Origin of the sequence: Nitrososphaera sp., from assembly GCF_050748925.1 — an archaeon.
GTDB lineage: Archaea > Thermoproteota > Nitrososphaeria > Nitrososphaerales > Nitrososphaeraceae > Nitrososphaera.
Genome location: NZ_JBOGQF010000061.1, coordinates 1 through 10,714 on the forward strand (window position 1 = coordinate 1; position 10,714 = coordinate 10,714).

The following is a 10,714-nucleotide window of genomic DNA, read 5'->3' on the forward strand; positions in this document are numbered from 1 at the left end:
GGCATGTTCCTGGAAGACCAGATCTGGCCCAAGAGGTGCGGCCACATGGTTGGCAAGGACGTGATACCACGGGACGACTACCTTCCCAAGCTAAAGGCTGCGGTCGAGGCGAGAAAGAGCAAGGACTTTATCATCGTGGCTAGGACCGACGCGCGGGCACCGATGGGCCTTGACGAGGCGATAGAGCGGGGCAAGGCGTACAAAAAAGCCGGCGCGGACGTGATATTTGTGGAGGCGCCGAGGACCATCGAGGAGCTGAAAAAGGTCGCCGACGAGATAGACGCGCCGCTTGTCGCAAACATGATCGAAGACGGAGTGACGCCCACCATGCCGGCAAAGCAGCTGCTAAAGCTTGGCTACCGCATAGCCGTCTTTCCGCTGTCGGGTCTGTACAGCGCCACATTTGCGATGCAGGAGGTCTTTACAGAGCTGAAAAAGACGGGCGGAACGGACAAGACCCGCAAGATGATGGTCACGTTCAAGGACTTTAACAAGTTTGTAGACCTGCAAAAGTACATGGGCCTCGAAAAAAAATACAGCTAGACCTTAATTATGCCGGCCTGCCACCAAAAACACGTTGGCAAAAAAGGCACCAGCCAGGCAGGACGAGCAGACGGCATTGTTGCGAGAGATACTCGCCGAGCTTCGCAGGCTCAACGCAAACCTCGAAAGGAAAAGCGCGGTCCGGGCCCCGCAGGGCGTGGGCGACAGCGACCGGGACGAGGATTCAGAGGAACTGGAATACTTTGAGTGACTAGGCCTTGCCCGCCTCGCGCAGGCGCGTCATCATTCGCCTTTTTCCTTCAGAAAACCTCTTTTTCTCCTCGTCTGTTTCCAGGAGCAACTGGGGCACTTCAGTCGCCCTGCCGTCCTTGTCAAGCGCGACCATCGTGACAAACGCAGTCCCGGTCCTCACCCTTGCCCCGGCGTCAAAATCCTCAGAGTCGATGTCGACTTCGACTTCCATCGACGACCTGCGGACGTAATTTATCCTTGCAGAGAGCACTAGTGCGTTGCCGATGAACACGGGGCGCAGAAAAGTGACCCGGTCGATGCTTGCAGTCACGAGGTTGGCGTGCCCCGCGTGCCTCTTTGCCACGATGCCGGCGACAAGGTCGACGTGCTTCATTATCACGCCGCCAAAGACGTTACCCATAGGGTTTGCGTCCGGCGGCATCATCAGGACCGCCGTTTCTGCCCTCGACTCTTGCGGGCTCTTGGGTTTCAACATAGCAAGCGCGCCCGCTCTTCTATAAAGCGTTTACCAGCCGGTTCATCTTTTCAAGGCTTATCTCGAACCCAAAGCGCCTTTCCTCCTTTTTCATGTGCCGGTACATGCTCATGAGCAGGTTGGCGTGCCGGATGGTCGACAGCTTGCCGTCCATCTTTAACCGCACAATCCGGTAGACGTCGTCGTAATAGTCGAAGTAATTGAGCACCTTTTTGCGGTATTGCTTGGAATCAAACTCTTGCCCGAGCGCGTCGAGAAAGATGTCGCAGCAGATGAGCGACGGGATGATGCCCTCGCCAAGCATCGGAAAGACGGTTCCTATTGACTCGCCAACGCCTACCACGTTGCCCTGAAAAAAGGGCTCCATCTTTTTTGGCGGCGCGAGTCGTATCGGCCTGCCTATTTTCTTTACGACCTGGGCCTCCGGGTGCCTCTCAAAGAACTCGTCTACGCCCTGATACCGCTTTAGCACGTCGCCGGCGCCCATGTAGCCCCGCCCGTCGCCAAGCGGGAAATACCAAAAGTATCCCTTGGCCCCCTCGTACCCAATAGTGTAGAATTCTTCTTCGCCCTTTACCCCCTCTAGCAGGTACTCGTAAGCCGGGATTAGGAAATCGTCTTTTGACCTCGGCAGCAGCGTCCGGTGGAGGCCGGTGCAGTCAAGGACATAGTCATAGTCGTCAAACGGGAACGTCTCTTTAGAGACTCTGGAGCCGTATTTTATCTCGGCCCCCTTCATCAAGTCGTGCTCCCACCGGTGCTTGTCATAAGTGACCAGCCCCCTTAGTTCGAGGTACTCGACCTTGCCTTTTGGCAGGTCCATGCGGAGGCTTTTTCCCACGTGGAGTATGTACTGCTCAAAGTCAAGGCCGGCCTTTTCGGAGAATTTTTCAAGCATGTGCCGCGACGCGCCCCAGGCGCAGACTGGCCAATGGCTTTGTGGAGTGGACGACTCAAAGATCTCGACTTCATGGCCGCGCCGTACGAGCATGTTGGCAAGGTAACTCCCTGCAACTCCTGCGCCGGCGATAGCGAATTTCAACGCGGTCAGCTCAAAATTGACCTAGTTTCATTTATAATCCTTGTCGCCTTCGGCGTAGCGCTCTGCGACGCGGTAGCGCACGTACTTGTCGTCAGGCGAGTACCGGGGCGGGTGCGGGTCGATGGTGGCTGCGTTGCACTTGGGGCACTCGTGAGAAAGGCTGTAGGCGCCACATGCAGGGCATTTGCGGATTAGGTGTTTCATGTCCTTAATCCCTGGTGCGATTTTGTCGACTCTTCGCGTGTAAAGTTGAACGTCCCGTTCTGCTTTTCCAGCGCGCCGCGCACCTTTTCGACGGCGTTGTTCATGGATTTTTCTGCGACTTTGAAATTCTCGGCCGTGACGATAATCCTGTAGCGCGGGGCGCCCGCGTAAGTAACATCTGTCCTGGCGCCGGTTTTGCTGCTCTGGACTCCGGCAAGGGTCGCCTTGATTGCCTCGATGCCGTCCGGCCTCTTTGACGATATCTCCATGATGCCCCGGACCTCGACTACGGGCACCTGGATCTTGCTGCTCTCCTCTTCAATCGCCTTTTTGATCTCGTCTGACAGGTCGAGCTTTTGCATGACCTCCGGACCCCTCCTTGCCACGTCCTCAAAAACGTCGTAAATGTAATCGTATTTCTGCAGGACCTTTTCCTCTACTTCGGCCACCTGCGCGCCAGACAGTTTCAGTTTCGCCTTGATGAAATCCATAAAGGCTGTCGCCTTCTCGCTCTTTTTTGCCTCGATGAGCTTGGACTTGCGCTCCTCGCCGGACACCTGCTTTAGCGAGCAGTCCACCTCGCCCCTTGCATTGTTGACGCGGATAACCTTTAGTACTGTTTTTTGCTTTGGCCGGACGTAGCGCTCGACGCTGCGTATCCATCCAGTCGCGATTTCCGAGATGTGCAAAAAGCCGGTCATGTTGCCGTACTCGTCAAGGTTCACATAGGCGCCGTGCCCGCTGACCTCCCTTACCGTGGCGATGACAATCTCGCCGTCTTCCGGGAGTTTCTGAGCCTCCTGAGGGGCAGGCATTTTGCATTTTACGCCGGGCGCGCACCATACTTTAAGGTTGCCATCAAAAGTCGATGCCCTTTTTCGCCTTTATGCCCGATTGGTACGGGTGCTTTACTTCCTTCATTTCAGTCACCAGGTCTGCGGCCTCTATCACCTTTTCAGGCGCATAGTTGCCCGTCAGCACTACAGTGGTTTTTTGCGGCCTTGCCGCTATCAGGTCAAGCACGTCCTGCTCGGATATCAGGTTCAGCTTTACCGCATAGTTTATTTCGTCAAGTATCAGGACGTCATAGGCGCCGGACGCCAGCTTTTCCCTTGCTATCGCCATCGCCTGGCCGGCGGCCTTTTGGTGGTCTTCTATCGGGTGGTCGTCGTCGATTATCCCGACAAAGCCCTTCCCGGCGGCGATCATCTCAAACTCGGGCTCCAGCCTCTTGGAGCTCGTCAGCTCGCCGTAATACCACTCGCCCTTGATGAACTGGATCATGCCCACCTTGTAACCGTGCCCGACTGCGCGAAGCACGATTCCGAGCGCGGCGGTGGTCTTGCCCTTGCCCCTGCCGGTGTACACGATGACAAGCCCCCTGTCAGCCAATGGCGGCATGTCAACCGCGTTGGGATAAAAATCTACCCAGAAGAATCATAGATAGTCCAAATGCATAGCGTATTAAAGCAAAAGGGCGGTGGATACATTACGTGATGCTGGAGAAGGTAGACCCCGAGATAGCGGGCATGCTGATGTCTGATGAGCAGGTATTGCTCGTGGCGTCGCAGTCCAAGACTGCCCCGGGCGGTGCCCTTTCGTCACAGAACAGGATCTACATCACAAGCAACCGGGTGCTCTTCAAAAAGCCCGGCATGTTCGGCCTAAAGGCCAAGATAATCGACGTCAGCTTTGACGACATTTCAACCATCATGCTAAAGCGCGGCCTGTTTTCCACAGAGATATACCTGAAGCCCCGGTCGTCGCCCCACAAGATAGAGCTTCCCGCCGTCGACAAAAAAGTCGCCATCCACGCCAGCATGCTGATACAGAGGGGCATGAGGGGCGAGCTAGGGCAGCCAAAGAGAAAGGTGTATGCGCCGCAGAAAAGGATGGAGACGAGAAGGCAAGAGCCGGTACAGTTTTCGGCCGGCGACCCAGCCGAAAAGATTGAAAAGATTGCCGCCATGAAGGCGCAAGGCATCATCTCGGAACAAGAGTTCCAGGTGCTGAAAGAAGAGCTGATGTTCAGCATCAAGCCGGAGGTGAGCAGGGAAGTGCTGGCGCAGCCTGCGGCCGAGCCAAAGCCGCCGGGATGCCGCTACTGCAACGCGACGGTGCCGGACAAGTCCAAGTTCTGCCCCCAGTGCGGCAAGGACCTGCTGGCCGAGTCCAACATCTGGAAGATGTGCCCTGCGTGCGACACCCTGACGACGTCTGACGCGGTCTTTTGCGTGGCGTGCAAGACCAAGTTCCCAGAGACACTAAGTTAATAAAAATACCACGGCAAGCTATCACCGTGCAGGGCATACCAAGGGTAGTCGTGGCAGGCGTCACCAGCGGCGTCGGCAAGACCACAGTCGCAGTCGCAGTCATGCACGCGCTGCGCAAAAGAGGTTTCAGGGTCCAGCCGTTCAAGGTCGGACCTGACTTTATCGACCCTTCCTACCACACGCTTGTGACCGGCAGGCAGTCGCGCAACCTTGACGCGTGGCTCATGAAAAAGGGCGGCGTGCTCGAATCTTTCAGCAACGCGGTGCAGGGCGCGGACATTGCAGTCATTGAAGGCGTCATGGGGCTCTATGACGGCATGTCAGGCAGGGACAACTATGCCAGCACGGCGCACGTGGCCAGGATGCTAGACGCGCCTGTGGTGCTGGTCGTGGACGCGGGCAAGGCCACAAGGTCTATAGCCGCAGTCGTGCTTGGTTTTACGCGCTTTGACAGGAGCACAAGGATAGCGGGCGTCGTTCTCAACAACGTCGCCGGCGACAGGCACGCCGGCTATCTCCAAGATGCACTTGCAAAGATAAAGGTGCCCATAGTCGGGATGGTGAAGCGCAACAAAGAGATCAGGATGGAAGAGCGCCACCTCGGCCTCGTGCCGGCGCAGGAACTGCACAAGAGCAAGCGTGCCGCGATTGTGAAAGCAGCAAGATACGTCGCCGACCAGCTAGATGTTGACGCAGTGGTCGCGCTGTGCGGCAGGTCACCCCTTCCACGCACGGTACATACAGAAAAGGAAAAGGAGAAGGTCCGCATCGCAGTCGCGCTTGACGAGTCGTTCAACTTTTACTATTCAGACAACCTCGACGCCCTGCGCAGGCACGGCGCCCGGCTCGTATTCTTTAGCCCAGTTCACGACAGGCGGCTGCCAGACGCGGAAGGCGCGATTCTTGGTGGAGGGTTTCCCGAAGTGCTTGCAGACCAGCTTGAAGGCAACGGTCAGATGATAAAGTCGGTGGCAAAAGCTGTAGGAGAAGGCATGCCGGTCTATGGCGAATGCGGCGGGCTCATGTACCTTACGCGCTCTATCAGCGGCTACAAAGGCGAGAAAAAGCGCAGAAAGATGGTGGGTGTGGTCGACGCTGACACGGCCATGACGGCGCGCCTCACGCTCAACTATACCGAGGCACACTGCGACGGCCCCATCTTTGGCAGGGCATCGCTGCACGGCCACGAGTTTCACTACTCGGCCATGCAAGATATCGCCCCTGACAGCAGGTTTGCATACACGATGAAAAAAGGCAACGGCGTTGCAGGCGGCAGGGACGGCTTTATCGTCGGAAACAGCCTTGCCGCATACATGCACCTGCACTTTTCAAACGACAGGCTGCCGAGAACGCTTGTGAAAAGCTGCGCCTCGCACTCACGCAGGTGAGTTGTTTTTGTACAGGAGCAAGATCGCGTTCATTATCGACGACGCTGCGGGGCTTCCGCCCTTTCTCCCGACGTTTGTGATGAAAGGCACGTCGGTCTTGGCAAGCTCCTCCTTGGACTCTGGCGCAGAGACAAAGCCGACCGGTATCCCGACGACAAGCGCTGGCCTTGTCGCCCCTTCCTTTACCATCGCAATCACTTCATAGAGCGCGGTAGGCGCGTTGCCAATCACCACGATGCCGCCGTCCATCTCTTTTGCGGCTTTTCTCATAGCCATCTCTGACCGGGTCTTGCCAAGCCACTTTGATTCCTCTGCCAGCTTCTGGTCGGCGATGTAGCACGCCGTCTTTAATTGGAGATCGGCAAGCGACTTTTTGTTGATGGCCGCAAGCACCATGTCTACGTCTGTCACGATTGTGCATTTTTTTCCTATTGCTTCAAACGCCGACGCTATCGCCCGCTCGTGGAACAGGATCTTTGCATTGCTGGCAAAGTCAAAGTCGGCCGTCGCGTGTATCACCCGGCGGACTATGGGCCACTGCATCTTGTCGTAGCCGTGCGGCCCCACTTCCTCGTCAATCATTTCAAAGCTGCGCTTTTCAATGTCAAATGCCCGCTCTGCCATGTCGCGGCTGTCAGCCGTCCCAAAGCTGGTGTCAGCCACGCCTCTTTTCGACCTCCGCCGCCCTTTCAACTATCAGCCTGACGAGCGTCTCGTCGACGCCCAGGTGGCGCGCCATGTGGGCATTTTGGAACTTTGCTTTTTCAAGCGCGGCGTTGACGTCGTTGACGACGTCGCGCTTGATGTGCGCGCCCTTGTGCAAAAAGTACGGCATCATCAAGATCACCTTTGGGCTTTTTGCAACGATCCGCGCAATGCCTTCTTCGATGTTTGGCCTGTCAAGCTCTAAAAAGCATGGCTGGACGTTTCGATACTGCGGTGTAATCGTTTCGGCAAGGTGCATGAACGCATCGTGAGCGTTTTTGTCGCTGCTGCCGTGCCCTATCAGGAGCACGTCGGACTCGCTGTCGGCAAGGCCTATTCCCTTTTCGCGTTTTAGCTCTTTTATCCGCTCTGCTACCAGCAGGGGCATCGACGGGTGATAGCTGAGCGGCCTAGTTATCGCCATTTTCAGCTTTTTGTCCCGGCCAATCCTTGCGCTCTGCTTTACAGTGTCTTTAAGTTTCATGCCGGGGTAGAGAAAGTATGGCATGACGGTTATCTCCTCAGCCCCGTCGGCGACGCATCGGCTGATGCCTTCGTCGATGAACGGCGGCAGCACTTCTAAAAAGCAATAGTTTGCATAGTCGTATCCGGCCCTGCTCTTGGCAAGGGCGCAAATGTCCTGCAGCTCTTGCCGGACCTCCGGCTCCCTGCTGCCCCTGTCAACTATCAAAAGCGCCCTTTTCAACCGGGCAGAGCTAGGCCTGCGGGCTATAATAGTTAATCCTGCACACGGCCACCGTCAGGTTTGGCGGGAACTTTTGCTTTGGAACTATCAGTTCGCCTTTAGAGCTCAGTAGCGACGCGGCTTCAGAGACGCTTGCCGTGCCCTCAAACCTAGCCACCGCCTCTGACGGGTTTGGCACCTCCACTTTTGCCAAATCGGCCTTTTCGTAAATCTCTACGGGAATGCCGTGCTGTGCAGAAAACTCGTCGAGGCCCTTTACTGGTGTCCCCCTGTTCACGCTTGCAATGTTGCGCAGGCTTGCGAGTGCAAAGCCTTTTTCCTGAAACACCGTCGCTACTCCGGATTCAATTGTGTCTCTGCTCGTGTCCCAGTGCAGGCCGATGCCGACTACCAGGCACTTTGGCCTGTAGACGACAGATTTTGCCATGACGTCTGCATCGACGATTTTGTCCGTGATGACAAGGGCGGCCTTGAACTCGGGCGCCTTGATTTCGTCGATACTGTTTACAGTCGTGACGTTCTTGGGCATCTGGCCGGCCCACCAGCTGCGCTCGCCGGCGTCCTGGTAAAGCGCAATCTTTTCCTCGTTAACCATCAGCGCGCTGACCCGCGTCACGTTTTCAAAATTCTCTATCGTCCAGCCAATCTCCCTGCCGACGAGGTCCACCGCTATCGTCTCGTTGACGTCTGCCGCCGTCGTGATGACCGGCTTGGCTCCCAGTATCGACGCGAGGAGCCGGGCAAGCGCGTTGGCACCCCCCAGATGGCCGGAGAGAGCGCTGATGACATAGTTTGCCCTGTCGTCTATCGCGACCACTGCAGGGTCGCTTTTCTTGTCGACGAGGTAGGGCGCAACCATCCTGATTGCTGCGCCAAGTGAAAATATGCAGACAAGCGCGTCGTGCGACTTGAACAGGCCGGCGACCAGCTGCGTGCTCTGCTCTGAAAACCAGTTGATGTCGGCGCCAGAGTCGCTGTGCTTTGCCGGCACGTATATCTCTGCTTCTGGCAGGCGCGCCTTTATCCTGCGCGCAATTTCTATGCCGTTTTTGGTGATGGCGACGACGGCAGTGCGTGTCACCGGCTTGCAATGCAGGCCAGCTCATTAATGTCTTGCTGGAAAGCGCGCCAGTATGCGCCCGTCAAACTCGAACATGATTATTTCCAGGTCCAGCTTGCCCTTTGAATGATCGCGCATCTGCTCAAAGACTTTTTTGCAAAGGAGGTCAAAATACCCTGCCACGTTATGCCTGACGACCATCTCTCCGGCGTGCCGGGCCGTGTTGGCCTGTTTTATTTCTGAAATGACGCTTGCGGGCGCGCCGCACTGCTCTGCAAGCTGCGCCATGAACTCCATGTTGACGTGCGAGCCCCTGACGTGCGTCTGCTTGACCCCCATCGCCATCTTTGTCAGCTTGCCGATAAAGCCAGCAATGATTACCCTGCGCATGTTCTTGTCGGCGCACTGCTTTACAGAGTAGCCGGAAAAGTCGCCCATCTGCACAAAGCTGTGCTCCGGCAAGTCGCGGAAAAGCGCCTTGGCAAAGTCTTCGCTCCGGCCGCCGGTGGTCAGGACTGCCGTGTCTGCCCCCATCGCTATCGCGACGTCGAGGCTCTGCCGTATAGAGGCGGCAAACGACGCGGTAGAATACGGCAGGACGATGCCGGTCGTGCCGAGTATCGAGATGCCTCCCATTATCCCAAGGCGAGGGTTGTCCGTCTTTTTGGCAAGCTCCTCCCCCTTTGGAACAGATATGACGACCTGTATCCCCCGCGTCTTCAATTGTTCCGGCGCAGCCTCTTCGACGGCCTGCACGAGCATAGACATCGGCGTACTGTTGATTGCCGCCCTGCCGATCTCCAGGCCTAGGCCCGGCTTGGTCACCCTGCCGACCCCTCTGCCCCCGTCGACGCTTATCTGGCCGGCGCTGCCGCTGAATGACACGGTAGAGCAGATCTCGGCACCGTGCGTCACGTCCGGGTCGTCGCCACCGTCCTTGATTGCCGCGCACGTCACGCCGGCGCCTTCCGGCCGGGTCCATGCTACCGCAAGCGTCGCGGTCTTGTTCTTTGGCAGGCTCACCGTGACCCTGTCTGCAGGCTTGCCGGTGATGAGCGCCAAAAGCGCCGCCTTGGTGGCCGCAGTCGCAGTCGTGCCGGTCGTATAGCCGGTCCTTAGCGTGCCTTTCTTTTTCTTTTCTGCTATCTCTTCAGGGAGCTCTTGCTCCTGCTCGGCAAGCTCGATGTCGTCAGTCACAAAAACACCGCTCCGCCGTCGACCACGATGGTGTTGCCAGTGGCAAAGGAAAAGTCGTCGCCGGCGACGCTTGCGGCCACCCTTGCGACTTCCCGGGGGGCGCCCCATCGCTTCATCGCGTTTTCCTGCGCGGCAGCCATGCGCTCCTTTTCTGTCATCGAGTGAAAAGTCGCGTCCGTAGCAATGTTGCCAAGCGCAAGCGTATAGGCGCGGACGTTGTCCCGGCCGTATTCAAGCGCGACGTGCTTGGTCATCGCGATTATCCCCGCCTTGGCAAGGGTATATGGCGCGCCTTCGGTGTGGCCTGCAATGGCAGGGGTCGACGAGATGCTGATGATGACGCCGCCCTTTTTCTTTACCATTATTGGAATGACTGCGCGCGTCATCCGGAAGGTGCCCTTGAGGTCGACTTCGATGACGGCGTTTGCCTCCTCGTCTGTCGTTTCATGAAACTGCTTGTACCATGCCTTGCGGTCAAACGGATAGCCGGCGTTGTTGACAAGGATGTCTATGGCGCCAAAATCCTTGACCGCCTTTTTCACAAAGTCGCGGACACTTGCAGTACTTGAAATGTCCACGGCGCCGGCATGGGCGTTCTTGCCAATCTTGCCGGCGGCTTTTTCCGCGCTGGCAAGATGGCGCGAGCAGGCCATGACCGTGGCACCCCTTGCGGCAAGCTCGCCTGCAATCTCAAAACCGATGCCCCTGGTGGCGCCGGTCACTACCGCTACCCTGCCTTTCAATCCTGAATGGTAGGTAGTGGACATTACATTAGCATTACTTTAGGAGCGGCGCCTTGTCGGTCTTTTCCCACGTAAAGCCCGGCTCATCCCTTCCAAAGTGGCCGTATGCCGCGGTCTTTCTGTATATGGGGCGCTTTAGGTCCAGCGTCTTGACGATCCCTGCAG

The 10,714-nt window shown here is 57.1% G+C and carries 15 protein-coding genes; 4 read left to right on the top strand and 11 right to left on the bottom strand.

All coding sequences use genetic code 11. From position 1 onward, the window contains the following. Together ACREAY_RS06535 and ACREAY_RS06540 are read left to right on the top strand one after the other, a co-directional pair. Positions 1 to 543, top strand: a 543-nt coding sequence (locus ACREAY_RS06535) for an isocitrate lyase/PEP mutase family protein (protein WP_431754959.1), incomplete at its 5' end; no start/stop codon positions are given. 34 nt (positions 544 to 577) lie between these two features. After that, the gene (locus ACREAY_RS06540; RefSeq protein WP_431754960.1) at positions 578 to 754 is read left to right on the top strand and encodes a hypothetical protein; all 177 of its coding nucleotides are present in this window, start codon (positions 578 to 580) and stop codon (positions 752 to 754) included. Here the strand turns inward: ACREAY_RS06540 and ACREAY_RS06545 are convergent, their stop codons facing one another. From ACREAY_RS06545 to cobO, 5 genes are read right to left on the bottom strand one after another with little or no spacing between them, the layout of a single operon-like run. Beyond that, positions 755 to 1,228, bottom strand: coding sequence for an acyl-CoA thioesterase (locus ACREAY_RS06545; protein ID WP_431754961.1), 474 nt, complete (start codon positions 1,226 to 1,228; stop codon positions 755 to 757). Positions 1,229 to 1,250: 22 nt separating this feature from the next. After that, on the bottom strand, positions 1,251 to 2,273 hold the full coding sequence (locus ACREAY_RS06550; protein ID WP_431754962.1) for an NAD(P)/FAD-dependent oxidoreductase: 1,023 nt from the start codon (positions 2,271 to 2,273) through the stop codon (positions 1,251 to 1,253). 27 nt (positions 2,274 to 2,300) lie between these two features. Then, on the bottom strand, positions 2,301 to 2,477 hold the full coding sequence (locus ACREAY_RS06555) for an RNA-protein complex protein Nop10 (RefSeq protein ID WP_431754963.1): 177 nt from the start codon (positions 2,475 to 2,477) through the stop codon (positions 2,301 to 2,303). Next, positions 2,474 to 3,292: a translation initiation factor IF-2 subunit alpha gene (locus ACREAY_RS06560; RefSeq protein WP_431754964.1), complete on the bottom strand. Its 819-nt coding sequence runs from the start codon at positions 3,290 to 3,292 to the stop codon at positions 2,474 to 2,476. The genes ACREAY_RS06555 and ACREAY_RS06560 overlap by 4 nt, the downstream gene beginning before the upstream one ends. A gap of 43 nt (positions 3,293 to 3,335) precedes the next feature. Further along, the gene (gene cobO / locus ACREAY_RS06565; protein ID WP_431754965.1) at positions 3,336 to 3,869 is read right to left on the bottom strand and encodes a cob(I)yrinic acid a,c-diamide adenosyltransferase; all 534 of its coding nucleotides are present in this window, start codon (positions 3,867 to 3,869) and stop codon (positions 3,336 to 3,338) included. 104 nt (positions 3,870 to 3,973) lie between these two features. Between cobO and ACREAY_RS06570 the strand changes: the two genes are divergently transcribed. Next, positions 3,974 to 4,750 carry a PH domain-containing protein gene (locus tag ACREAY_RS06570; RefSeq protein WP_431754971.1) on the top strand — a complete coding sequence of 259 codons (777 nt, stop codon included), beginning with the start codon at positions 3,974 to 3,976 and terminating at the stop codon, positions 4,748 to 4,750. A 26-nt stretch (positions 4,751 to 4,776) separates the two neighbouring features. Further along, positions 4,777 to 6,138 carry a cobyrinate a,c-diamide synthase gene (locus tag ACREAY_RS06575; protein ID WP_431754966.1) on the top strand — a complete coding sequence of 454 codons (1,362 nt, stop codon included), beginning with the start codon at positions 4,777 to 4,779 and terminating at the stop codon, positions 6,136 to 6,138. Here ACREAY_RS06575 and ACREAY_RS06580 read toward each other — a convergent pair. From ACREAY_RS06580 to ACREAY_RS06605, 6 genes are all read right to left on the bottom strand, one after another. Beyond that, on the bottom strand, positions 6,127 to 6,762 hold the full coding sequence (locus tag ACREAY_RS06580; protein ID WP_431754972.1) for a precorrin-8X methylmutase: 636 nt from the start codon (positions 6,760 to 6,762) through the stop codon (positions 6,127 to 6,129). The genes ACREAY_RS06575 and ACREAY_RS06580 overlap by 12 nt on opposite strands. Before the next feature lie 31 nt (positions 6,763 to 6,793). Further along, the gene (locus ACREAY_RS06585; protein WP_431754967.1) at positions 6,794 to 7,549 is read right to left on the bottom strand and encodes a sirohydrochlorin chelatase; all 756 of its coding nucleotides are present in this window, start codon (positions 7,547 to 7,549) and stop codon (positions 6,794 to 6,796) included. 10 nt (positions 7,550 to 7,559) lie between these two features. Continuing rightward, positions 7,560 to 8,630: a cobalt-precorrin 5A hydrolase gene (locus ACREAY_RS06590; RefSeq protein ID WP_431754968.1), complete on the bottom strand. Its 1,071-nt coding sequence runs from the start codon at positions 8,628 to 8,630 to the stop codon at positions 7,560 to 7,562. A gap of 24 nt (positions 8,631 to 8,654) precedes the next feature. Continuing rightward, positions 8,655 to 9,806: a cobalt-precorrin-5B (C(1))-methyltransferase gene (locus ACREAY_RS06595; RefSeq protein ID WP_431754969.1), complete on the bottom strand. Its 1,152-nt coding sequence runs from the start codon at positions 9,804 to 9,806 to the stop codon at positions 8,655 to 8,657. Then, the gene (locus ACREAY_RS06600; RefSeq protein WP_431754970.1) at positions 9,803 to 10,549 is read right to left on the bottom strand and encodes an SDR family NAD(P)-dependent oxidoreductase; all 747 of its coding nucleotides are present in this window, start codon (positions 10,547 to 10,549) and stop codon (positions 9,803 to 9,805) included. Before ACREAY_RS06600 ends, ACREAY_RS06595 begins: the two co-directional genes overlap by 4 nt. A 34-nt stretch (positions 10,550 to 10,583) precedes the next feature. After that, the coding region (locus ACREAY_RS06605; protein ID WP_431754973.1) for a methionine adenosyltransferase domain-containing protein at positions 10,584 to 10,714 on the bottom strand (131 nt) is incomplete at its 5' end.

Bases quoted from the DNA above. Each gene is read 5' to 3' on its own strand.
- ACREAY_RS06555 (WP_431754963.1), bottom strand. From the start codon at position 2,477: ATGAAACACCTAATCCGCAAATGCCCTGCATGTGGCGCCTACAGCCTT.
- ACREAY_RS06560 (WP_431754964.1), bottom strand. From the start codon at position 3,292: ATGCCTGCCCCTCAGGAGGCTCAGAAACTCCCGGAAGACGGCGAGATT.
- ACREAY_RS06570 (WP_431754971.1), top strand. From the start codon at position 3,974: ATGCTGGAGAAGGTAGACCCCGAGATAGCGGGCATGCTGATGTCTGAT.
- ACREAY_RS06580 (WP_431754972.1), bottom strand. From the start codon at position 6,762: ATGGCAGAGCGGGCATTTGACATTGAAAAGCGCAGCTTTGAAATGATT.